Source organism: Pantoea sp. V106_11 (genome assembly GCF_029967885.1).
Classification (GTDB): domain Bacteria; phylum Pseudomonadota; class Gammaproteobacteria; order Enterobacterales; family Enterobacteriaceae; genus Pantoea; species Pantoea ananatis.
This window is the reverse complement of the sequence record NZ_JASCAK010000031.1, coordinates 120,608-143,194: the sequence shown is the minus strand read 5'-3', so window position 1 is coordinate 143,194 and position 22,587 is coordinate 120,608. Positions and strand designations below refer to the sequence as shown.

The 22,587-nt window shown below is 54.5% G+C and carries 20 protein-coding genes; 5 read left to right on the top strand and 15 right to left on the bottom strand.

Annotated features, from left to right (window positions below; translation table 11 throughout):
* Window positions 1-12: 12 nt before the first annotated feature.
* Window positions 13-1,281, top strand: coding sequence for a stationary phase inducible protein CsiE (gene csiE, locus QLG08_RS15930; RefSeq protein ID WP_282472991.1), 1,269 nt, complete (start codon window positions 13-15; stop codon window positions 1,279-1,281).
* On the opposite strand, the gene QLG08_RS15925 is transcribed toward csiE, so the two are convergent.
* Entirely contained in the window at window positions 1,263-2,411 is a 1,149-nt protein-coding gene (locus QLG08_RS15925; RefSeq protein WP_282472990.1) for a 3-phenylpropionate MFS transporter, read from the bottom strand. The genes csiE and QLG08_RS15925 overlap by 19 nt on opposite strands.
* A gap of 130 nt (window positions 2,412-2,541) precedes the next feature.
* Window positions 2,542-3,795 (bottom strand): serine hydroxymethyltransferase, encoded by a 1,254-nt coding sequence (gene glyA / locus QLG08_RS15920; protein WP_015699732.1) that lies wholly within the window; start codon window positions 3,793-3,795, stop codon window positions 2,542-2,544.
* Window positions 3,796-4,120: 325 nt separating this feature from the next.
* On the opposite strand from glyA, the gene hmpA reads away from it, so the two are divergent.
* Window positions 4,121-5,305 (top strand): NO-inducible flavohemoprotein, encoded by a 1,185-nt coding sequence (gene hmpA, locus QLG08_RS15915; RefSeq protein WP_105088635.1) that lies wholly within the window; start codon window positions 4,121-4,123, stop codon window positions 5,303-5,305.
* A gap of 206 nt (window positions 5,306-5,511) precedes the next feature.
* Here hmpA and glnB read toward each other — a convergent pair whose 3' ends face one another.
* The 5 genes from glnB to purL form a co-directional block, all read right to left on the bottom strand.
* The gene (gene glnB / locus QLG08_RS15910) at window positions 5,512-5,850 is read right to left on the bottom strand and encodes a nitrogen regulatory protein P-II (RefSeq protein WP_003848647.1); all 339 of its coding nucleotides are present in this window, start codon (window positions 5,848-5,850) and stop codon (window positions 5,512-5,514) included.
* 89 nt (window positions 5,851-5,939) lie between these two features.
* Window positions 5,940-7,274: a two-component system response regulator GlrR gene (glrR, locus tag QLG08_RS15905; RefSeq protein WP_116197355.1), complete on the bottom strand. Its 1,335-nt coding sequence runs from the start codon at window positions 7,272-7,274 to the stop codon at window positions 5,940-5,942.
* Entirely contained in the window at window positions 7,274-7,945 is a 672-nt protein-coding gene (gene qseG / locus QLG08_RS15900; protein ID WP_015699730.1) for a two-component system QseEF-associated lipoprotein QseG, read from the bottom strand. The genes glrR and qseG overlap by 1 nt, the downstream gene beginning before the upstream one ends.
* Before the next feature lie 3 nt (window positions 7,946-7,948).
* Window positions 7,949-9,376 (bottom strand): HAMP domain-containing sensor histidine kinase, encoded by a 1,428-nt coding sequence (locus QLG08_RS15895; protein ID WP_042677230.1) that lies wholly within the window; start codon window positions 9,374-9,376, stop codon window positions 7,949-7,951.
* A 566-nt stretch (window positions 9,377-9,942) separates the two neighbouring features.
* Window positions 9,943-13,833, bottom strand: coding sequence for a phosphoribosylformylglycinamidine synthase (gene purL, locus QLG08_RS15890; RefSeq protein ID WP_282472989.1), 3,891 nt, complete (start codon window positions 13,831-13,833; stop codon window positions 9,943-9,945).
* A gap of 267 nt (window positions 13,834-14,100) precedes the next feature.
* Here purL and mltF point away from each other — a divergent pair, with 267 nt between their 5' ends.
* Entirely contained in the window at window positions 14,101-15,558 is a 1,458-nt protein-coding gene (mltF, locus tag QLG08_RS15885) for a membrane-bound lytic murein transglycosylase MltF (RefSeq protein ID WP_014605261.1), read from the top strand.
* On the opposite strand, the gene tadA is transcribed toward mltF, so the two are convergent.
* Complete coding sequence (gene tadA / locus QLG08_RS15880; protein WP_014605260.1) at window positions 15,555-16,049, bottom strand: tRNA adenosine(34) deaminase TadA; 495 nt, start codon at window positions 16,047-16,049, stop codon at window positions 15,555-15,557. The two genes, mltF and tadA, sit on opposite strands and share 4 nt — an antisense overlap.
* A 73-nt stretch (window positions 16,050-16,122) precedes the next feature.
* Window positions 16,123-16,761: a phosphatidylglycerophosphatase C gene (gene yfhb, locus QLG08_RS15875; protein WP_013026761.1), complete on the bottom strand. Its 639-nt coding sequence runs from the start codon at window positions 16,759-16,761 to the stop codon at window positions 16,123-16,125.
* Between the two features lie 155 nt (window positions 16,762-16,916).
* On the opposite strand from yfhb, the gene QLG08_RS15870 reads away from it, so the two are divergent.
* A complete protein-coding gene (locus tag QLG08_RS15870) occupies window positions 16,917-17,756 on the top strand; it encodes a MurR/RpiR family transcriptional regulator (RefSeq protein ID WP_014594334.1) in 840 nt (279 codons plus the stop codon).
* Window positions 17,757-17,858: 102 nt separating this feature from the next.
* Here QLG08_RS15870 and QLG08_RS15865 read toward each other — a convergent pair whose 3' ends face one another.
* Window positions 17,859-18,236 carry a hypothetical protein gene (locus QLG08_RS15865; RefSeq protein ID WP_014605259.1) on the bottom strand — a complete coding sequence of 126 codons (378 nt, stop codon included), beginning with the start codon at window positions 18,234-18,236 and terminating at the stop codon, window positions 17,859-17,861.
* A gap of 524 nt (window positions 18,237-18,760) precedes the next feature.
* Between QLG08_RS15865 and QLG08_RS15860 the strand changes: the two genes are divergently transcribed.
* Window positions 18,761-19,009 carry a YfhL family 4Fe-4S dicluster ferredoxin gene (locus tag QLG08_RS15860; RefSeq protein WP_013026763.1) on the top strand — a complete coding sequence of 83 codons (249 nt, stop codon included), beginning with the start codon at window positions 18,761-18,763 and terminating at the stop codon, window positions 19,007-19,009.
* Here QLG08_RS15860 and acpS read toward each other — a convergent pair.
* The 5 genes from acpS to rnc form a co-directional block, all read right to left on the bottom strand.
* Entirely contained in the window at window positions 19,006-19,386 is a 381-nt protein-coding gene (gene acpS, locus QLG08_RS15855) for a holo-ACP synthase (protein WP_006120525.1), read from the bottom strand. The two genes, QLG08_RS15860 and acpS, sit on opposite strands and share 4 nt — an antisense overlap.
* Window positions 19,386-20,117: a pyridoxine 5'-phosphate synthase gene (pdxJ, locus tag QLG08_RS15850; RefSeq protein WP_014605257.1), complete on the bottom strand. Its 732-nt coding sequence runs from the start codon at window positions 20,115-20,117 to the stop codon at window positions 19,386-19,388. The genes acpS and pdxJ overlap by 1 nt, the downstream gene beginning before the upstream one ends.
* 66 nt (window positions 20,118-20,183) lie before the next feature.
* Window positions 20,184-20,921, bottom strand: a complete 738-nt coding sequence (recO, locus tag QLG08_RS15845; RefSeq protein ID WP_013026765.1) for a DNA repair protein RecO — start codon at window positions 20,919-20,921, stop codon at window positions 20,184-20,186.
* Between the two features lie 4 nt (window positions 20,922-20,925).
* On the bottom strand, window positions 20,926-21,831 hold the full coding sequence (gene era, locus QLG08_RS15840) for a GTPase Era (protein ID WP_013026766.1): 906 nt from the start codon (window positions 21,829-21,831) through the stop codon (window positions 20,926-20,928).
* Between the two features lie 44 nt (window positions 21,832-21,875).
* Window positions 21,876-22,556 carry a ribonuclease III gene (gene rnc / locus QLG08_RS15835; protein WP_014594336.1) on the bottom strand — a complete coding sequence of 227 codons (681 nt, stop codon included), beginning with the start codon at window positions 22,554-22,556 and terminating at the stop codon, window positions 21,876-21,878.
* Window positions 22,557-22,587 lie beyond the last annotated feature (31 nt).

Here is a 22,587-nt window from a genome sequence, read left to right as displayed (position 1 = left end):
GAATAATGATTGATGAGTTCTGCTACATCTTCAGCACCACTCTTCACCGGTTCACAGCGTCGCTGTCATCTGTTGTTACTGCTGTTTCTGCCCGCTCCCGCACTGACGCTTAAAAGATTAAGCCTGCTAAACGGAGTGGACATCGCCACCGCGAGACAGGACCTCGCGGAAGTGGGTGATGAGATACAGCGCTATCATCGACTGGAACTTCATCAGATGGTGGATGGCAGCCTGCGCATTCAAGGTACAGAGCTGGATCGACGCATTTGCTTAATCCATAATTTGCGACGCAGCCTGCGACTGTCGCAGGCCTTTGTCTGCGAGCATTTTGCCGCGCCCTTACGCCTGCGTCTGAAGCAGATGAAAATTGAAAAAGCGCTGTACGATGAAACCAATTTACAGGCGCTGATCCAGCACTGCAGCCTGTGCCTTAATCGCCCGTTCAGCACGCGCGATCAACTCTTTTTACAAATATTTATGAAATACGGCCTGTGCCAGCGCCAGCCTGCGATCTTTACGGCGCAGCAACAGGCATGGCTGTCAGCGAAAGCAGAACGTCAGGCCGCAAAAGATGTTATTCATCACTGGCAAAAGCGCTGTCATCTGACGCCGGACGCCAGCGAAACGGATTTCTGGACACTGTTATTTAGCCTGATCCATTTTCCGGACGCCAACCGTGTCCACCATCCCAGCGAGCAGCGACTGATGCGCGCCACACAGCGGCTCATTGATGATTTTGAGCACGTCGCCGGCACCACTTTTCATGACCGCACCGAACTCCAGCAGCAGTTATATACCCACCTGACACAGGCGCTGGATCGCACCTACTTTACAATGGCTATTGATGACAGTGTGGCACAAGACGTAACCAGGCTTTATCCGCGCCTGCTGCGCACCACACAGCAGGCACTGGACGCTTTCGAGCAGACATTTCAGGTTCAGTTCGCGCCGGAAGAGGTCAGCCTGGTGACGGTGATTTTCGGTGCGTGGCTGATGCAAAGCAGCGCATTGCAGGAAAAACAGGTGCTGCTGCTTACCGGTGACGATCCCGAACTGGAACAGGATGTCGAGCAGCAAATCCGCGAGATCACCTTGCTGCCTGTTAACATCACCTATCAGCGCGTTGAAGATTTCCAGCGCGACGGCGCACCGCGCGAAGTCGATGTCATTATTTCGCCTTATGTCACCTCGCTGCCCCTTTTCTCTCCCCCACTTATCCACGCCGAACTGCCGCTGACTGAATACCATCAGCAACGCATTCGCTATTTGCTGGAATCCTGACGCGGCCGCAGGAACAGTGCGGGCAGTGCCACCAGCGCCATCACCCAGAAGAGATGACCGTGCAGGTGAGTAAAGAGTACGCCGCAAATCATGGTCATGACGGCAATTCCGCCGCCCATTGCCAGCGCCGAATAGAGCGACTGCAAACGGATCACATCCGCCCCCTGCCGTGAAGCGATAAAGCGCATTGCGGCCAGGTGACATACCGTAAAGCTACCGCAGTGGAGTAGTTGCCCCACAATCAGCAGCGGCAACGCGGTGCTGGCGCCGAGCAGTCCCCAGCGAACCAGCGCACAGATGCCTGACAGCAACAGCAGATCCCGTGCGCGCCAGCGGTGAAACAGTCGATGGCTTAAGGCAAACACCATGATTTCCGCTACCACGCCCAGCGACCACAGATAACCCACTACCGATGCAGAATAACCGCTCTCCTGCCACCAGATGGCGCTGAAACCATAATAAGCCGCATGCGCACCCTGTAATAACGTCACGCACACCATAAAGCGCCAGACCGCGTTTTCCTTTATCAGATCGCGCCAGGCCTGCCAGCCTCCACCGACTCTGCCCTGCCTTTCGCTGCCCTGGGGATGGGTACGCGGGGTAAGCAGCATTCCTGCCAGCATACTGACCAACCCAACCGACAGCAGCATTAAGATCGCCTGCGAAGAGATGGCGCTCACCAGCATACCGGTCAGGGCTGAGCTGATCACAAACGCCAGCGAACCCCACAAGCGAACGGGCCCGTAGGCAAGGCCAATTTGCTGCGTCCAGGTGGCGGCCAGTGCATCGCTTAAAGGAACCAGCGGCGAGAAAAACAGGTTAAAACCGGTCATGACTAACAGCAGCCACATCCACTGCTGCCCAACCCAATAGCCCGCCGCAATAAAGCAGGTCAGCAGGGCCAGCAGGCGTAATGCCGTAATCAATTGTCCGGGATTTTTAACCTGAGAGGCGATGAATAAACTGCCCACAAAGCGCGCCACCATGCCGCACCCCAATAGCAGGCCAATTTGTTCAGCATTCAGGCCCACACCTTTGAGCCAGACGCCCCAGAAAGGAAGATAAATGCCGTAGCAGAAAAAGTAGGTGAAGTAGCTTAGTCCAAGCCACTTGGCGGAGCCGATTGCCATGTTCCCTCCAGCAATGATGCGTCCAGGCAATGATATGTGGTCGTTACTTTGTCAGAGCCGGGTTATGCAGGCAATAAAAAAGGATGGCCATGGCCATCCTCTTGTCAGACTGTGTTTTCAACAGAAAGGATTATGCGTAAACCGGCAGGCGCGCACAGATATCCAGTACTTTCTGCTTGGTACGCTCAATGGTGGCTTCATCGTTGATGTTGTCTAACACATCCGCGATCCAACCGGCCAGTTCGCGTACGTCTGCTTCTTTAAAGCCACGGCGCGTAACGGCAGGCGTACCAATTCGAACACCAGAGGTGACAAACGGGCTTTTCGGATCGTTTGGCACGCTGTTTTTGTTTACGGTGATATTCGCGCGGCCCAGTGCGGCATCGGCTTCTTTACCGGTCATGTTTTTGCTGACGAGATCGATCAGGAACAGGTGGTTATAGGTGCCGCCTGATACGATGTTATAGCCACGCGCGATCAGCACTTCTACCATTGCCTTAGCGTTTTTGGCGACCTGCTGCTGGTAGGCTTTAAACTCAGGCTCCATGGCTTCTTTGAAGGCCACGGCTTTACCGGCGATCACGTGCATCAGCGGGCCGCCCTGTCCACCAGGGAAGACGGCTGAGTTAAGCTTTTTGTACAGCTCTTCATCGCCGCCCTGCGCCAGGATGATACCGCCGCGCGGACCAGCCAGGGTTTTGTGCGTCGTGGAGGTCACGATATGTGCATGTGGAACCGGGTTAGGGTAAACATCCGCAGCAATCAGACCGGCAACGTGCGCCATATCCACAAACAGCCATGCGCCAACGCTGTCAGCGATTTCACGCATTTTAGCCCAGTCGCAAATCCCGGAATACGCCGAGAAACCGCCGATGATCATTTTAGGCTTATGAGTCTGTGCCAGCTCGGCCAGTTCGGTATAGTCAATTTTACCGGTTTCGTCGATGCCGTAAGGCACAACGTTGTACAGTTTGCCCGACAGGTTAACCGGTGAACCGTGTGTCAGGTGACCGCCGTGTGCCAGGTTCATGCCCAGAATGGTATCGCCGGGCTGCAGCAGCGCGGTGAAAACGGCAAAGTTAGCCTGAGAACCAGAATGAGGCTGCACGTTCGCATAGTCAGCGCCAAACAGGGCTTTAGCACGGTCGATAGCCAGTTGTTCAACAATGTCTACGTATTCGCAGCCACCGTAGTAGCGCTTGCCCGGATAGCCTTCGGCATATTTGTTAGTGAGCTGAGAACCTTGCGCCTGCATAACACGCGGGCTGGTGTAGTTTTCAGAAGCAATCAGTTCAATGTGCTCTTCCTGACGCACTTTCTCTTGCTCCATCGCCTGCCACAACTCGGCATCATAATCGGCAATGTTCATTTCACGCTTTAACATCCGCATCTCCTGACTGGCTATCTTTAAATCGGCAATTTACGCCCCCTGAGGGCGAAGGCAGACAGTGTAAACCGTTTTATCGGGGTAAGGTAGGGTGAATTCCCTCTTTTTACGCAAACGTTTGGCTACCGAGACGCCATGCCTTTTTATCCCTTTTTTGCAACGATTGCCCGCCAATATCATTTTTTCACTCTGTAAAAGATTTTTTGCGCTTTTATCGCGAAAACCGGCCAGTTGCTGCCAGTAATACCCAGCATGAGATTTACAGCATGAAAGAAACGATCATAAGATGCATTTAAAATGCAACTTTAAATGAGGTGTTGCCATGCTTGATGCTCAAACTATTGCTACCGTGAAATCATCCCTTCCCGCCCTTGCCGCCTGCGGCCCCGATCTGACTGCTCATTTCTATGACCGCATGCTTGCTCAGCATCCTGAACTAAAAAATGTCTTTAACATGAATAATCAACGTAACGGCGGGCAGCGTGAAGCCCTGTTCAATGCGATATGTGCCTACGGCGCAAACCTCGAAAACCTGACGGCGATACTGCCGGCCGTTGAAAAAATTGCGCAAAAACATACCAGCCTGAATATTCAGCCCGCGCAGTATGCAATTGTGGGTGAGCATTTACTTGCTACCATCAAAACCCTGTTGAATCCCGGTGATGACGTGCTGGCAGCATGGGGACGTGCTTACGGCGTACTGGCGGATGTGTTTATCCAGCGCGAAGAAGCGATTTATCAGGCATCGGAGCAGCAAAAAGGCGGATGGCGCGGGACGCGGCCGTTTCGCATCAGCGCGATTGAGCAGCAGAGTGCCGTGATCAAAAGCTTTACTTTTACGCCTGTGGACGGGGGTCCGGTTGCCCCCTTTAAACCCGGTCAGTATCTGACGCTTCACTTGCAGCCCGCAGGTTGTGAATATCATCAAATTCGTCAGTACTCACTAACCACAGGGAGCAACGAGAAAATGTACCGTATTGCGGTGAAACAGGCGCCGCAGGGAATCCTGTCCGGCTGGCTACATCAGCATGCAGAAGTCGGCAGTGAAGTACAGTTGGCCGCCCCGCACGGCGATTTTTTCCTGCAGGTGAGCCCGACAACGCCGGTCACCCTCATTTCCGCCGGCGTTGGACAAACCCCAATGCTGGCAATGCTCCACGCGCTGGCTGCACAGCGGCATCTGGCGCCCGTCAACTGGCTTCACGCCGCCGAAAATGGCAAACAGCATGCCTTCGCAGACGAAGTGACCACCACCGGTGCCCTGCTTCCTGATTTTGCACAGCACATCTGGTATCGCGAGCCGGACGAACCCGATGCAGGCCGCTACGATGCGCAAGGTATGATGGATTTGGCGACCCTGTCAGCGCGGCTGCGGGATGTGAATACCCACTTTTATCTCTGCGGGCCACTTGGCTTTATGCAATTTATCGTTAAGCAGTTGCATGCGGTCGGCATTACGGCGGACAGAATTCACTATGAGCTGTTCGGTCCACATAAAGAGATATGAATCGGCGACTGCGAACGGCGCCCTTGAAGCAGTGGCGCCAGCCGTTCGGTGTGCAGTGCTGCGTTAACGCGGGCGGGGGTAACACTTTGTGGTGAAACAGACAGCTTTTCGCCCCTCCCTCATATCAGGACGGGGCGAGATCTCGACGAATGAAACTTTTCCAACATCGCCGGGATTTCAGCTAAAGATTTTGCATCTAAAGTGAATTAAATCGCTTCTTCGTCTTCTTCGCCAGTACGGATGCGCACTACGCGGGCAACATCGAAAACAAAGATTTTACCGTCGCCGATTTTTCCGGTTTGTGCGGTGCGCATGATGGTTTCGACGCAGGTATCAACGATATCATCTCCGACAACCATTTCGATTTTCACCTTGGGCAGGAAGTCCACCATGTACTCTGCGCCACGGTAGAGTTCCGTATGGCCTTTCTGGCGACCAAATCCTTTTACTTCGCTCACGGTCATGCCGGTAATGCCGACTTCAGCAAGTGCCTCACGCACGTCATCGAGCTTGAAGGGTTTAATAATTGCATCGATCTTTTTCATGTCAGATCCTTTCCTCGAGCCCTCCATGGTTAGAGGGTTATTAAAGTATAAATGTCGCTGGCAGCGCCGCAGACTATGGGGGCAAAAAATTACTCTTTAAAGTCGCTGGCGTCCAGTTCATGCCGTGACAGCAGCTTATAGAATTCGGTACGGTTACGTCCAGCCAGACGCGCGGCGTTGGTGACGTTCCCTTTGGTCATCTGTAACAGCTTACGCAGATAGTTAAGTTCAAACTGATTCCGTGCTTCAACAAAGGTCGGTAGCGCGCTGTTTTCGCCACTCAGCGCCTGCTCTACCAGCGCATCGCTGATAACGGGCGAGGAGCTGAGTGCGACACACTGCTCAATGACGTTAACCAACTGACGCACGTTACCTGGCCAGCTGGCAGACATCAGGCGCTTCATCGCATCGACGGAGAAGCTGCGTATCTGCGGCTTATGCCGTTCTGCCGTTTGACGCAGCAAATGGTTAGCCAGCAGTGGGATATCTTCGGTACGTTGATGCAGCGCGGGGATTTTCAGGTTCACCACGTTCAGGCGGTAAAAGAGATCTTCGCGAAACGCATTCTTTTCCATCGCTTTCGGCAGATCCCGGTGCGTGGCCGAGATAATCCGGACATCAATATCGATATCATTATTGCTGCCCAGCGGCCGGACTTTACGCTCCTGCAGCACGCGCAGTAACTTCACCTGCAGTGCAGGCGGCATATCGCCAATTTCGTCCAGAAACAGCGTGCCGCCTTCTGCGGCTTTAAACAGGCCGTCACGCGCGCTGACCGCGCCGGTAAAGGCGCCTTTGGCGTGACCAAACAACTCTGATTCCAGAAGCTGCTCAGGTAAGGCACCGCAGTTAATGGCCACAAACGGCTTTTGCGCGCGCGGGCTGGCGGCATGGATAGCCTTTGCCAGGACTTCTTTACCCGTGCCGCTTTGCCCGTTAATCAGCACGCTGACGTCTGACTGGGCAACCATGTGTGCCTGTTCAAGTAAGCGCAGCATCTGCGGGCTACGGGTCACTATGGCTTCACGCCAGCGGTCGTCGCTGACTGGCGCTCGCTGCGCCAGGGCTTCGTCTATCGCCTTATACAGTGCATCGCGATCCACGGGCTTGGTAAGGAAGCTGAACACGCCCTGCTGCGTTGCCGCTACGGCTTCCGGAATTGAACCATGCGCCGTTAAAATGATGACCGGTAAACCCGCGTGACGCTTTTGAATTTCAGCAAATAATGCCAGGCCGTCCATTTCATCCATGCGCAGATCGCTGATGACCAGCTCGATCTTTTCTTTCTGCAACAGCCGAAGCGCATCGGGCCCACTGGCCGCGGTCGTCACCTGATATCCCTCACTGGTCAGGCGCATACCTAACAGTTTGAGCAGGCTGGGATCATCATCCACTAAAAGCAGGTGGGCCGCTTGTTTCACCATTACTGATCTTCCTCTTGTGGCAGTGCCGTTCCGTGACTGCCGTCAGGCATATCAGAGGTTTTGCGCGACGAAAGCTGGCGCTCAATATCGGTTAGCCGCTCCAGTTTGCGCTGGGTATCACTGAGCTGCTGACGCAGTTTTATCTGTTGTTGACGCAGCGAATCTGACTGGGCATCGCTGCTCTGTTGCAAATGGGCGTAGCGTGACCGCATGGCGCTGAGTTCAAGCTGGGCGACCTGATTACTGCGCCAGAGCTGAATTAACGCACGCATATTGGGGGGGAACTGCTCGCTGTAGCCATCAAGCACGTTGATGTAGTCGCGGCGTTCCAGTGGCGTCACATTGCCGTTTGCCATTAACACCCCCTGCTTAAAGGCGCGCGACCAGCTGTCCACCGGCCAGCGGTGGGCCTCCGCTCGTGCTTCAGCGGGAGAAAGTCGTTCGGCACAGTCTATACTGCGCATCCAGTAAAGGGGATTCGTCATGGCGGCGCTATTCTCAATACGCCAGATATCGACGCAGCGCATAGTGAGATAGTCGACCAGCCGTGCTTCGGGCACCACAACGCTGCCCGAAGCGGGCTGGGCTGTTGTGGTGACCGGGGATGAGGCACACCCACTGAGCATCATGCTGCTCAGTGCGCTTATCACGAGGGCGGTGAAAAATTTCATGCTTCAGACTTTCCCGGCTGTGGTGTTCAGTTCGATGCGAAAACAAACATCAGCGTCGTCACGGGTAACCAGTTGCAGGCTACCGTGCATGCGGCGCAGACAATCCTTTGCGATGCTTAACCCCAGTCCGCTGCCTTTGACTGGCCCTTTACGCTGATGACTGCCCTGGAAAAAAGGTTCAAAAATCATCTCCTGCTCATTTTCGGGAATGGGCGTACCGCTGTTAGCGACATCGATGATTATCCGATCGCCCTGCCGCTGGCTGTGCAGCCAAATGTTACCGGATTCATTGCCATAGTTCACGGCGTTAGAGTAGAGGTTGTCAATCACGCTCATCAATAGCATAGGTTCTGCCAGGCAATCTGTGGCTTTCAGATCGATATTGACATGCATAAGCTTGGTTCGGGCTGAGAGTGCATGCGCATTAACAACGTCATACACGATGTCAGTCAGATCCACCGTTTCCAGGGTAATCGGGCCATCAGCCAGTTTGCGGTTGTAATCAAGTAGCTGTTCGATAAGGCGTTGCAGGTGGCGACTGCTGTTATCCAGTATTGAGACGATTTCTTTCTGTTCAGGATTCAGTATGCCCGCAACCTCATCAGCCAGCAGCTCTGTACCTTCACGCAGGCTGGCAAGCGGCGTTTTAAGTTCGTGTGAAAGATGACGTAAAAATTCATGTCGCTGGGTTTCCAGCCAGGCCAGGCGTTCACTTAACCAGATAATGCGTTGCCCCAAAGAGCGTAACTCGCGCGGACCGCGAAACACCATGCTGCTGCCCAGTTCGCGTCCTTCGCCAAGTCGGTTAATCATCCGCTCTACGCTTTTTACCGGGCCGATGATCATGCGGGTAAACAGCAGGGTTAACGTCAGGCTGATAATGAACAGGATAAGCGCCTGCCAGCCAAAAAACTGACCACGGTCGGCTATTTCACGTTGCAGTTGCAGACCACGTGCAAACACCACTTCTCTCGTATCCTGCACCAGTTGCACGTTTGTCGCTGAAAATTTTTCCAGCGCCTGTGACGCACCGGTCACAGGATTACCGTTATCGCACTGCATGGTTTCCAGCTGCGGCAAAATGGCCTGCAACGTTTTAAACGCCGGTAAATCGGGCAGGCTGTCGGCATGGGAACTGAGCATCTGACCATAGCGGATACGCTGCGTCTGATAGAGCTTTGCCAGAGACGTATCGCCCAGCACACAGTACTGGCGATAACTCCGTTCCAGCTCGATAGCGGTGCGTGCCATCGCCTCGCTGCGCCTGACGTCAGTAAAGGTATTTCGGTTAGTGTCGGCAGCCTGATTACTTAACGCTGAGAGACTTTCCCAGGCCTGCCAGGCCAGCACCAACAGCGGCAGGAGCACCAGCAAAAAGGCCATCAGCACCAACTGGCGCAGGGACCCGGGAAATAAACGCCATTTTTTCACGCGACGGCTTCCTTAAAGATACGCTTACCGGATGCTAGCGGAGTCAGCCCAGAGAAGGAAGAGGCAGAAAAGAAAACGGCAGGCGCGACGGCCTGCCGTTGACGCACCGCCATAGCAGTACGCGAGAATGGGTGGAGCCTAACTCAACGTTGCGTCCGATGCTTGATAACGATGCAGAACATACGATTATCGGTTGGGTGGACGACAGGCTCCGTTTGGTGCGTCATTCGGATTTTATGAGCTCTGCCCGCTGTGGGGTGGCGATCATAAACAGATGAATGAGCAACAGGCATAGTATAGCAAGGTTCATGCCAGTTTTTAAAATTCATTTATAATCAATATCTTGAAAAACCATTCAGCTGACTTCGCTCATTTCAGACTGTCTGGTCCGCTAAAAGTGTCGCCAGATACCAACACAATTTTGCCTTTCCCTTTCAATCTATAAAAATCATAAAGATAGATGTCACCAATCGGCGACAACAAAAGGTGACGTATGTCTCCTTTTGCCAACAAGTGGGGAATAAAAAAGGGAGGCACTCAGGCCTCCCGGTCTTTTTTCGCTGTTCTTAACCCAATTGTTTCCGTGCATTGCGGAAAATGCGCATCCAGGGGCTGTCTTCGCCCCATTCAGCCGGGTGCCATGAGTTGCTGACCGTGCGGAACACACGCTCTGGATGCGGCATCATAATTGTGACGCGTCCACTTTCATTGGTCACCGCAGTAATACCGTTTGGTGAGCCATTCGGGTTTGCCGGATAGGCTTCCGTCACTTTGCCTGTGTTATCGACATAACGCAGCGCCACCAGCCCTTTCGATTCCAGTGCGGCAAGGTGCGCGCCATCACGCACCTCCACGAAGCCCTCGCCGTGCGATACGGCGATCGGCATACGGGAACCGGCCATGCCATCCAACAGTAACGACGGGCTGGCAGCTACTTCAACCAGGCTGAAGCGTGCTTCAAAACGTTCAGACTGGTTACGGACAAAGCGCGGCCACAGCTCACTACCCGGAATCAATTCACGCAGGTTAGACATCATCTGGCAGCCGTTACACACGCCCAGCGCCAGCGTTTGTGGGCGATGGAAGAACGACTCGAACTGATCGCGTACGCGCGTGTTAAACAGAATGGATTTCGCCCAGCCTTCACCCGCGCCCAATACGTCACCGTAGGAGAAACCGCCACAGGCCACCAGCGCCTGGAAAGGTTCCAGATCGATCCGGCCCACCAACAGGTCACTCATATGCACGTCAACCGCCGTAAAACCTGCCCGATCAAAGGCGGCCGCCATTTCCACATGCGAGTTAACGCCCTGCTCGCGCAGCACGGCAACGCGTGGACGCGCACCCGTTGCAATCATCGGTGCCGCAACGTCTTCGTCTGGCTTAAAGGTCAGGCTAACGTTCAGTCCGGGATCGGTGTCATCCTGCTTTGCCTGATGTTCCTGATCGGCGCAGGCCGGATTATCACGCAGACGCTGCATCTGCCATGTGGTTTCTGCCCACCAGGTCCGCAAGGTGGTGCGGCTTTCGCTGTAAACCGCGCTGTCGCCTGAGCGAATCACAAAGCGATCGCCCGACTGTGCGCTGCCCAGCACATGGCTGCAGTGCGCCAGGCCATGTTCAGCAAGAATCTGCTCCACGGCTTCGCGATCCGCCGCGTTGATTTGAATCACCGCACCCAGCTCTTCGGTGAACAGCGCAGCCAGTGCATCGCTGCCCAGCGCCGCGATATCGACTTCGATGCCACAGTGACCAGTGAAAGCCATTTCCGCCAGGGTAACCAGCAGGCCGCCGTCTGAGCGGTCATGGTAAGCCAGCAGTTTTTGCTGGCTGACCAGGGCCTGAATGGCATTAAAGAAGCCAGCCAGCTGCGTTGCATCACGGACATCAGCAGGCTTGTCGCCCAGTTGACGATAAACCTGAGCCAGCGCCGTCGCGCCTAAGGTGTTAGCGCCGTTGCCAAGGTCGATTAACAGCAGCAGGTTGTCCCGATCGGCGACCAGCTGTGGCGTCACATTGCGACGTACGTCTTCTACCCTTGCAAAAGCCGTGATCACCAGCGACAGCGGCGAGGTCATTTCGCGCTGTTCGGTGCCTTCCTGCCAGCGGGTTTTCATCGACATAGAGTCTTTACCCACCGGGATAGTGATGCCGAGCGCCGGACACAGTTCCTCACCGACGGCTTTTACAGCGTCATACAGGCCCGCATCTTCACCCGGATGGCCCGCGGCCGACATCCAGTTAGCCGAAAGTTTCACGCGCTTCAACGAACCGACCGGCGTCGCGGCCAGGTTCGTCAGCGCTTCACCAACCGCCAGGCGGGCCGAGGCGGCGAAGTCCAGCAGTGCGACAGGCGCACGCTCGCCCAGCGCAAAAGCCTCACCATGATAGCTGTCGAGGCTGGCCGTGGTCACGGCGCAGTTGGCAACCGGGATCTGCCAGGGGCCCACCATCTGATCGCGCGCCACCATGCCGGTTACGCTGCGATCGCCGATGGTGATCAGGAAGGTTTTTTCCGCTACGGTTGGCAAGTGCAGCACGCGATTTACCGCGTCCGTCAGCGTAATGCCCTCGCGCTGCAGGGCATCGCCCTTCGCCTGCAGTTTCACCACATCGCGCGTCATTTTCGGGGTTTTGCCCAGCAGGACGTCCAGCGGCATATCAATCGGGCTGTTATCAAAGTGGCTGTCGTTCAGGGTCAGGTGCTGCTCTTCGGTGGCTTCACCAATCACCGCATACGGCGCACGTTCGCGCTGACAAATGGCAGCAAACTCGGCCAGCTTTTCAGGGGCCACGGCCATCACATAGCGCTCTTGTGATTCGTTACACCAGACTTCAAGCGGGCTCATTCCCGGTTCATCACTCAGGATGTCGCGCAGGTTGAAGCGACCGCCGCGTCCACCGTCGCTGACCAGTTCCGGCATGGCGTTGGACAGGCCGCCCGCGCCCACATCGTGGATAAACAGAATCGGGTTGTCATCGCCCCGTTGCCAGCAACGGTCAATCACTTCCTGGCAGCGACGCTCCATTTCAGGGTTGTCACGCTGCACCGATGCAAAGTCGAGATCCGCATCGGACTGGCCTGATGCCATGGATGATGCCGCACCGCCGCCCAGGCCGATATTCATCGCCGGCCCGCCCAGCACGACCAGTTTGGCCCCGACGGTGATTTCACCTTTCTGAACGTGGTCCGCACGAATGTTTCCGATGCCGCCAGCCAGCATAATGGGCTTGTGGTAGCCGCGCAGTTCAGTCCCGTTGTGGCTGTTAACCTGCTCTTCATAGGTCCGGAAGTAGCCGTTTAAGGCCGGACGACCAAATTCGTTGTTAAAGGCTGCGCCGCCCAGTGGGCCTTCGGTCATAATATCCAGCGCGCTGACGATGCGCGCTGGCTTGCCAAAATCCTCCTCCCAGGGCTGTTCGAAGCCGGGGATGCGCAGGTTCGACACCGAGAACCCGACCAGGCCAGCTTTCGGCTTGGCACCGCGCCCCGTGGCGCCTTCATCACGAATTTCACCGCCGGAGCCGGTTGCCGCGCCAGGCCAGGGCGAAATCGCGGTTGGGTGGTTGTGCGTTTCAACCTTCATCAGAATGTGCGCGGCTTCCTGGTGATAGGCGTACTCACCCTTTTCTGCGTCCGCGAAGAAGCGACCGACCTCCGAGCCTTCCATTACCGCCGCGTTATCTTTATAGGCTGACAGAACATAATCCGGCGTTTGCTCGAAGGTGTTCTTAATCATTTTAAACAGTGATTTAGGCTGTTTTTCGCCGTCGATGATCCAGTCAGCGTTAAAGATTTTGTGGCGACAGTGCTCAGAGTTCGCCTGGGCAAACATATAAAGTTCAATGTCGTTCGGATTGCGTCCCAGCCGGGTAAAGGCCGCCAGCAGGTAGTCAATTTCGTCGTCGGCCAGCGCCAGGCCGAGCGTCATATTGGCCTGAACCAGCGCCTGACGGCCCTCACCCAGCACATCAACGCTTTTGACCGGCTGAGGTTCATGGTGAGCAAACAGCTGCTCAGCCTCGCTGAAATCGCTGTAAACCGTCTCCATCATGCGGTCGTGCAGCAGTGCGGAGAGTGTTTGCCATTGGCTTTCAGAAAGCTGAGGTGCCTGGACATAAAAGGCCATGCCTCGTTCCAGACGACGCACCTGCGAAAGATCGCAGTTATGAGCAATGTCTGTGGCTTTTGATGACCACGGCGATATCGTACCAGGACGTGGCGTGACCAGAATTAAACGCCCTTGTGGCGCATGTTCAGCGAGAGAAGGACCGTACTTGAGCAGGCGCTGCAGACGGGATTTTTCATCCTCACTCAGCGGCGCGCTGACATCGGCAAAATGGACGTACTCAGCGTAAATATCACTCACCGGCAGATGAGCGTCCTGAAAGCGGGCCAGCAATTTGTTTACACGAAATGCCGACAGGGCGGGCGAACCACGCAGAATTTCCATCATAAGATCTCTCGTCTTCGAAGCGCCGGGCGACGCTTCATTGGGCGCAACAGGGGAAAACGGGGCGTATTATAAAGAAACCCACTCCGCGACGAAACCGTTTGCGCAAAATTTATGGCCATCAAGATTTGCCTGAAATTTGCGCAAAAATTGCTTTATAAGTTGCTCTGCCGGTGTTTGTTGCGCAAAATGCCCCTCGCTCTGGGAGTTAAAACAAGATCAATACTGCCTTAAAAGACAGAGGCCTTGGAGCCATCGAGAGATAACTATTTGAAACGCCTAAAATTTAATTATCTGGTTATCGGTCTGCTTACCGTGCTGCTGGCTCTGGCACTGTGGCCGTCTATTCCCTGGTACGGGGGAGGACAAGATACGATTTCACAGATTAAATCACGGGGAGTGCTACGCGTCAGTACCGTAAACTCGCCGTTGACTTACTACACCGTGAATAAAGCACCGGCCGGGATGGACTACGAGCTGGCGAAGCGTTTTGCCGATTATCTGGGCGTTAAGCTTGATATAACGGTGCGCGCCAACCTCAGCGATCTGTTCGATGCGCTCGACGACGGCAAAGCGGATCTGCTGGCGGCAGGTCTGATTTATAACGATGAGCGTTTGTCGCGTTATCAGATCGGTCCGGGCTACTACAGCGTTTCGCAGCAGCTGGTCTATCGCGTGGACAAACCGCGGCCAAAAAACCTGGGTGACTTAAAGGGGCGGCTGGTTGTTGCCTCTGGATCGGCTTATCTGTCGACGCTTAAAAACGCCCGGGCGAATCACTATCCCGATCTCGACTGGGCCATTTCGACCGATCAAAGTCCGAAAGCCCTGCTGGAAGCCGTGGCGGAAGGCAAGCTGGATTATACGATTGGCGATTCCGTGACGATTGCCCTGCTTCAGCGCATTCATCCCCAACTGGCTGTGGCTTTCGACGTCACCGATGAAGAACCGGTAACGTGGTATTTACCGCACGAAAGCGATGACAGCCTGAACGCCGCCATGCTGGATTTCTTTAACAGCATGGGAGAAGAAGGGGCGATGGCAAGACTTGAAGAGAAATATCTCGGTCACGTCGGCACCTTCGACTACGTGGATACCCGCACCTTCCTGCGCTCCATTGACAACGTGCTGCCCGATATAAAACCCCTGTTTGAAAAGTACGCCAAAAATATCGACTGGCGGCTGCTGGCGGCGATCTCCTATCAGGAGTCGCACTGGAATCCGCAGGCGACGTCGCCTACCGGCGTCCGCGGCATGATGATGTTAACGCGGAATACCGCTGACAGCGTTGACGTAGGTGACCGTACCGATCCTGAGCAGAGCATCCGTGGCGGCAGCGAGTATCTGCAAAACATGATGGAAAAGGTGCCACAAACGATTCCGGAAGATGAGCGTATCTGGTTTGCCCTGGCGGCCTATAACATGGGCTATGCGCATATGCTGGATGTGCGTAAGCTCACGGCTAAACAGGGTGGAAATCCCGACAGCTGGGCAGATGTTAAACTGCGGCTACCCATGTTGAGCCAGAAGCGCTACTACTCACAAACCACCTATGGCTATGCACGCGGGCAGGAAGCCTATAATTACGTGGAGAATATCCGCAAATATGAAATTAGCCTGGTGGGTTATTTGCAGGAGCAGGAAAAACGCATTGCCCAACAGGCGGCCCTGGAGGCAGAGCTGGGCAAAGGTTATCCTGCCGTCACGCCTGAGGTGGCAATGAATTAACTTTCGCGCTGCGCCTGACGCAGCGCTTTTTGTTGCTGGCGGCGCATGCGGAAAAAGTCGCTCAGCATTGCCGCGCACTCCTCTTCCAGCACTCCCTGATGCAGCGCCACCTGATGATTCATTCCCGGATGTCCCAGAATATCAATCAGTGAGCCGGCTGCGCCGGTTTTTACATCGTGCGCGCCATAAACCAGACGGCCAATGCGACTGTGCACCATCGCGCCCGCACACATAATGCAGGGCTCCAGCGTGACGTAAAGCGTGGTATTGAGCAGGCGATAATTCTCCAGCACTTTCCCGCCCTGACGTAAGGCCATGATCTCCGCATGGGCGGTGGGATCGTGCTGCCCGATAGGCCGGTTCCAGCCCTCGCCTATCACCCGATCGCCCTGAACCAGCACCGCACCCACCGGCACTTCGCCCTGCTCCCATGCGCGCTGCGCCAGCGTAAGCGCCCGGCGCATCCAGTATTCATCTTGTTCTTGAGTCACGCAGACCACTCCCGGCAGCAAAAAAGCGGCGCATTATAACCATCGAATCCGTAAAACCGAAGCGTGACAGCGGTTATTCCAGCTGTTGTAATTCGCCACCCGGGGTGACGCGCCAGCGATGCTGGCAGAAGAACAGCAGCGGGTTATCCTGTTTGCTGTCGCTGTAACCGCTATACAGCTGTAAGGGCGTGCCGATTTGCTCTTCAAGCTGCACCACTTTTTCATGGCCGAGACAGCGCATTTTCAATATGCGTCCGCCTAAACCGGGCTGCATCTGGCTGGCGATGAGCTTCACCCGCGGTAGAAATGCGGAGTCGTAATAGACCTGCTCCACCAGCGACTGCGGTGAGCCCGTAATCAGCCAGACATCGGCATCATCGCTACTAAGGTATTCACTGAGTCGTTTCTGCACCACGGGAAATGCTTTAACGCGTTGTCGAAACCATTGCGCGAATTCGGCTTCCAGCCGCAGCAGTGTGGCTTCAGAGCGGCCAAAGGTGATCGACCACAGCAGCAAACTCATCGGCCAGCGCGCGGCGCGTCCCTTAAACAATAAACCCGCGCCCACAACCGGCAGCAACGGCACCACCAGCAGCAGATTAAGCGGCTTGCGGCGCAGCAGATAGCGCATGAAGGTGCCAAACATGTCCTGTTGGTGCAATGTGCCATCAAGGTCGAAAAACACCACGCGACGTTGTATATCGTTGGTCAAACAACACTCCTTTTTACCTAATTGGCATCAACAGCCTCTATTGTAGTCATCTTCGTCCAACGAGGCGATGGCTGTCATTTTTTATTCCAGTGACTACAATGCGCATAGAATCATTTATTCCATGCGGAACATCCGCTAAATCATAAGGATTGAGCATGAGTTCATTGCTGCGCATTCGCCAGCTTTATCCCTCTCTGGCGCTGAACGAGCGTCGGCTGGCGGATTTTTTACTGTCACAACCGGATCGGGCACGGCATCTGAGTTCACAAAAGCTGGCGGAAGAATCCGGGGTCAGCCAGTCGAGCGTGGTTAAATTCGCACAAAAACTGGGATACAAAGGCTTTCCGGCTCTTAAGCTGGCGCTGAGTGAGTCGCTGGCGGATAAAGATGCCATCACCGTGCACAACCAGATCCTGAGCGACGATCCGCTCAAAGCCGTGGGTGAAAAATTACTCACGGAGAAGCTCTCTGCGATTCGCGCCACGCTGGATATCAACAGTGAAGAGAAATTAAACGCCGTCCTGCAGTTGCTCAAGCGCGCACGCCGCATTTTGCTGGTCGGCATTGGCGCGTCCGGCCTGGTGGCAAAGGATTTTTCATGGAAGCTGATGAAAATTGGTATCAATGCGGTGGCGGAACAGGATATGCACGCGCTGCTGGCCAGTGTTCAGGCTATGTCATCTGGCGATGTGCTGCTGGCGATCTCCTACACCGGCGAAAGACGTGAAATCAACCTTGCCGCTCAGGAAGCCGTTCGCGTAGGGGCGGATGTGCTGGCCTTTACCGGCTTTACGCCTAACACACTGCAGCAGTGCGCCACCCATTGCCTGTACACCGTGGCAGAAGAGCAGAGCACGCGCAGCGCCGCCATCTCATCTACCACCGCGCAGCTGGCGTTGACGGACCTGCTGTTTATGGCCCTGGTGCAGAACGATCCTGAGCGAGCATCCAGCCATATTCGTCACAGCGAAGCTCTGGTTAAGAAACTGATCTAGCCAGAAAGCTCAACGCAGATATTTTGCCGAGAACATAACGAAAGAAGCCAGCATTCGCGCTGGCTTCTCAGAGAACTTTAACTGTTAACCGGTATGAACGGATTAGCTACCGCTGGTATCTTGCGTCGAAATAGGCAGGTACTGGCTCATACCGGTGCTGGCAGAATCCACAGCAGCCTTGTTTTTAGCAACCAGATAGAAGGTGTCAGCATAAGAATGCGGAGCGTGATCTGCGGAATAAAGCGCGAATTTTACGACTTTCTTTCCACCCTCATACTTACATTCCATGTCCCAGCTAATAGTCGAGCCAGGTGTCGCTTTACATTTTCCCTTTCCATAGGTGTATTGCAGGAAATTATTCGTTTTATTTTCTGCCGACGCAACGAAATCTGGTCGAGATCCGCCCGCTGACAGGCTTCCGTAAGCGGTTGTTGCGGCAAGAACAGCTACGCCCACAATCAAAAGAATTCTTTTTTTCACCTGACACAATCCATCGATATTGTTGATGAATAGATATTATCGGAAAAATCCTAAGCCCGCATCTGTTCTTCGCATTTTCTATGACAAAATATTTCTATTGAACATTTTCCCTGCTAAATCCTTACAAATGGTGGACGGGATGACGTGAGGCACTTTTAACGCCTTCTCTCTCTTTAACCACTCAGGTTGCTGCTCAAAGAAAGCCATCATTCATCATAAAATTCAGCCCTGCACTTCATCCACAAAAAAAGAAATTTATAAACATTGAGTTATGCAATGCTGTAGCAGCATTTGTCACTTTAGCCCCTCGCCGTCATTTTTGCTTAAGACAGAATATGATACTGTTCGCCACGTTTATCACAGCCGAATCCAGTTTGCAGGTCATTGACACAGTCTGCTAGCTTAAAAAGGCAATATTGTAAGGTATGTCGGGAAATGAAAGTGTCATGGCAGGCTGTCTCGATCGCCGTCTTTGCCAGGCTACGCATAAACGACAAAAATTATTTATCGATTAAGAAGCCGCGATGTCTCTACTGATTACCGAACGATGCATTAACTGCGATATGTGCGAACCTGAATGCCCGAACCAGGCGATTGCGATGGGTGAGGCAATCTATGAAATTGATGTGAGTCGCTGCACGGAGTGCGTGGGTCATTACGATCTTCCAACCTGTCAGCGCGTTTGCCCGATTGATAACACGATCGTCATAGATCCACAGCACATCGAATCACGCGATGCGCTGTGGGATAAGTTTGTGCAGCTGCACGGTTAACTTTCGATGATCACCGTTGCGCAGGCATAGTGACGCTCATCTGCCAGCGTGACATGCACATGCTGCACGCCAAGACGTTGCGCCACCTCGGCGGCATGATCGAAGAAACGCAGCAGCGGTTTACCCAGCGCGTCGTTATAAACTTCGAACTGGTTAAAAGCCAGCCCGCCCCGAATGCCGGTACCAAAGGCTTTTGCCGCCGCCTCTTTAACCGCAAAACGTTTGGCCAGGAAACGAACCGGCTGACGGTGCTGTTGATATTGCTGCCACTCGGCCTCGCTCAGGACACGCCGCGCCAGACGATCGCCTGAACGTGAAATCACATCGGCAATGCGTTCTATTTCGACGATATCGCTGCCCAGTCCCAGGATAGCCATTAGCGACGCGCTTCTCGCAGCAGTGCTTTCATGGCTTTCACCGCCTCAGGCAGACCACTCATCACGGCACGTCCAATAATCGCATGACCGATATTCAGCTCATGCATTTCCGGCAGGGCGGCGATTGGCAGTACGTTGTGGTAAGTCAGCCCATGACCGGCGTTAACTTTTAACCCACGGCTGGCAGCAAAGGTGGCGGCCTGACGGATACGTGCCAGCTCAGCGTCGCGCGCTGGGCCTTCAGGCGCTTCAGCATAGGCACCGGTATGAATTTCAATATAGGGCGCGCCGCTGGTCACCGCCGCCTCGATTTGGCGGTGATCGGGATCGATAAACAGGGACACCAGAATGCCCGCTTCGCTGAGCTGTTTCACCGCGGCGTTCAGCTTCTCCTGCTGGCCCGCGACGTCCAGTCCGCCTTCGGTGGTGACTTCCTCGCGCTTTTCCGGCACCAGGCAGCAGAAATGCGGTTTGATTTCACAGGCGATAGCCAGCATCTCCTCGGTCACGGCCATTTCGAGATTCATGCGCGTTTCAATGGTATCGCGCAGGATGCGCACATCCCTGTCGGTAATGTGGCGACGATCTTCGCGCAGGTGCACGGTAATGCCGTCTGCACCCGCCTGTTCGGCGATAAACGCCGCCTGTACCGGATCGGGATAATGGGTTCCACGCGCATTGCGAACGGTAGCGATATGGTCGATATTCACGCCTAACAGTAACTCAGCCATGACAATCCTCGGTTCATTATGGTCATTGCGTTGAGTGTACCGCGCAGAGATAAGGCCAGGCTACGGTCAGTGCTCTGTCTCGTCAGAAATAGTGGGCTTTTTTTTCGGGGTAAACTGGCGAAAAAGCTCCTGGCTTTTTAGCGGCTTACCGCCCAGGTAGGGTTTGAGGGCCATACGCGTGAAACGTTTGGCTGCGCGCAGGGTTTCTGCATCCGGGAATTCTCGGGTAAACAGCGCCTGCAGTTCACGCCCGGTGAAGCTACGCTGGTTCAGCACCAGGCTGGCAATAAAGCCTTTCTCTTCACGGTAGCTGTAGGTCATGGCTTCGCTGACCGGTTCACCGCTGCCCGCACAGTGCAGGAAGTCTACGCCGTAACCCAAATGACCCAGCAGCGCCAGCTCAAAACGGCGCAGCGCAGGCTCTGGTGATCCTTCGCCTGCCGCCAGCATCTGAATGCATTGCAGGTAGTCGAAAAACAGTTCAGAGAAGGGAATGTGCTGCTCCAGTACCCGAGATAACAACTCGTTAACGTACAGGCCGCAGTATAGCGTGATGCCACTGAGAGGTAATGCCAGGGAGACCGCTTCAGCGTTGCGCAGGGTTTTGACTTCCCCACGCCCGCTCCAGCGCACCAGTAAAGGCGTGAAAGGCTGTAAGGTGCCTTTCAGTTGGGAACGCCGTGAACGTGCCCCTTTTGCCAGAACACGTACGCGGCCTTCACTTTCACTAAACAGATCAAGCAGCAGGCTGGTCTCGCTGAAAGGACGACTATGCAGCACAAAGGCGCGTTGCCAGCCTTCCATTTAATCAGAGATCGTCTGTGTAACCCAGGCTGCGCAGCGCACGTTCGTCGTCCGCCCAGCCGGATTTAACTTTGACCCACAGTTCGAGATGCACTTTCGCATCGAACATCTCTTCCATGTCTTTACGGGCTTCGATACCGATGGTTTTGATTTTGGCGCCTTTGTTACCAATCACCATTTTCTTCTGCCCTTCACGCTCGACCAAAATCAGACCGTTGATGTCATAACCGCCGCGCGCATTCGACACGAACTGTTCGATTTCAACCGTGACCGAGTAAGGCAGTTCAGCCCCCAGAAAACGCATCAGCTTTTCACGGATGATTTCTGAGGCCATAAAGCGCTGCGAACGATCGGTAATGTAATCTTCCGGGAAGTGATGGTCAGATTCCGGCAGATGCTTACGGGCAATGGCGGCGATGGTATCCACATTTTTACCGGTTTCTGCTGAAATCGGCACAATATCGATAAAGTTCATTTGCTGGCTCAGGAACTGCAGGTGCGGCAGCAGAATACTTTTGTCCTGAATATTGTCGACTTTATTGATCGCCAGCAGCACGGGCACTTTGCCATCGCGCAGCTTGTTTAATACCATTTCGTCATCCGGCGTCCAGCGCGTGCCGTCCACCACAAAGATGATGAGTTCAACGTCACCGATAGAACTGCTGGCAGCACGGTTCATCAGGCGGTTAATCGCCCGTTTCTCTTCCATGTGCAGGCCTGGCGTATCCACATAGATCGCCTGGTAGGCGCCTTCCGTATGGATACCCATAATGCGGTGACGAGTGGTTTGCGGCTTACGCGACGTAATCGAAACCTTCTGCCCCAGCAACTGGTTCAGTAAGGTGGATTTACCGACGTTGGGTCGGCCAACTATCGCGACAAAGCCGCTGTATGTAACGTTTTCGCTCATTCGAATCCTGAGGTTTTAGCGCCTGTTAAAGCGCCGAGATAATACTATTCCAGACCAAGTTTAATCAGCGCCTGTTCGGCGGCTGCTTGTTCGGCTTTACGGCGGCTGGAGCCTACGCCCACCACCGGTTCTGCCATGCCACTCACCTGACAGTGAATGGTGAATTCCTGATCGTGGGCTTCGCCACGTACCTGCACGACTAAGTAACTGGGTAGTGGCAGATGCCGGCCTTGCAGATACTCCTGCAGGCGCGTTTTGGGATCTTTTTGTTTGTCACCCGGACTGATTTCGTCCAGGCGCGTCTGATACCAGTCGAGGATCAGTTTTTCCACCGTCTGAATATCACTGTCGAGGAAAACGCCGCCAATCAGCGCTTCGACGGTGTCCGCCAGAATGGACTCACGGCGAAAGCCCCCGCTTTTTAATTCACCGGGGCCTAAACGCAGGCATTCTCCCAAATCAAACTCGCGCGCCATCTCTGCCAGCGTATTTCCCCTGACCAGGGTTGCACGCATACGGCTCATATCCCCTTCATCCACGCGTGGAAAACGGTGATAGAGCGCGTTAGCAATCACATAGCTGAGAATGGAATCGCCTAAAAACTCAAGACGTTCGTTATGTTTACTGCTGGCGCTTCGATGGGTCAGGGCCTGCTGTAAAAGTTCAGAATGTGTAAAAGTGTAGCCCAGTTTGCGCTGAAGCTTGTTAATCAAGATGGGGTTCATGCGATTCCAGTTCTGTTTTGCGTCTGTCACT

What these genes read in the sequence shown, in the direction of transcription:
- csiE (WP_282472991.1), top strand. Translation starts at nt 13, where the DNA reads ATGAGTTCTGCTACATCTTCAGCACCACTCTTCACCGGTTCACAGCGT.
- QLG08_RS15925 (WP_282472990.1), bottom strand. Translation starts at nt 2,411, where the DNA reads ATGGCAATCGGCTCCGCCAAGTGGCTTGGACTAAGCTACTTCACCTAC.
- glyA (WP_015699732.1), bottom strand. Translation starts at nt 3,795, where the DNA reads ATGTTAAAGCGTGAAATGAACATTGCCGATTATGATGCCGAGTTGTGG.
- hmpA (WP_105088635.1), top strand. Translation starts at nt 4,121, where the DNA reads ATGCTTGATGCTCAAACTATTGCTACCGTGAAATCATCCCTTCCCGCC.
- glnB (WP_003848647.1), bottom strand. Translation starts at nt 5,850, where the DNA reads ATGAAAAAGATCGATGCAATTATTAAACCCTTCAAGCTCGATGACGTG.
- glrR (WP_116197355.1), bottom strand. Translation starts at nt 7,274, where the DNA reads ATGGTGAAACAAGCGGCCCACCTGCTTTTAGTGGATGATGATCCCAGC.
- qseG (WP_015699730.1), bottom strand. Translation starts at nt 7,945, where the DNA reads ATGAAATTTTTCACCGCCCTCGTGATAAGCGCACTGAGCAGCATGATG.
- purL (WP_282472989.1), bottom strand. Translation starts at nt 13,833, where the DNA reads ATGATGGAAATTCTGCGTGGTTCGCCCGCCCTGTCGGCATTTCGTGTA.
- QLG08_RS15870 (WP_014594334.1), top strand. Translation starts at nt 16,917, where the DNA reads ATGAGTTCATTGCTGCGCATTCGCCAGCTTTATCCCTCTCTGGCGCTG.
- QLG08_RS15860 (WP_013026763.1), top strand. Translation starts at nt 18,761, where the DNA reads ATGTCTCTACTGATTACCGAACGATGCATTAACTGCGATATGTGCGAA.
- acpS (WP_006120525.1), bottom strand. Translation starts at nt 19,386, where the DNA reads ATGGCTATCCTGGGACTGGGCAGCGATATCGTCGAAATAGAACGCATT.
- pdxJ (WP_014605257.1), bottom strand. Translation starts at nt 20,117, where the DNA reads ATGGCTGAGTTACTGTTAGGCGTGAATATCGACCATATCGCTACCGTT.
- recO (WP_013026765.1), bottom strand. Translation starts at nt 20,921, where the DNA reads ATGGAAGGCTGGCAACGCGCCTTTGTGCTGCATAGTCGTCCTTTCAGC.
- era (WP_013026766.1), bottom strand. Translation starts at nt 21,831, where the DNA reads ATGAGCGAAAACGTTACATACAGCGGCTTTGTCGCGATAGTTGGCCGA.
- rnc (WP_014594336.1), bottom strand. Translation starts at nt 22,556, where the DNA reads ATGAACCCCATCTTGATTAACAAGCTTCAGCGCAAACTGGGCTACACT.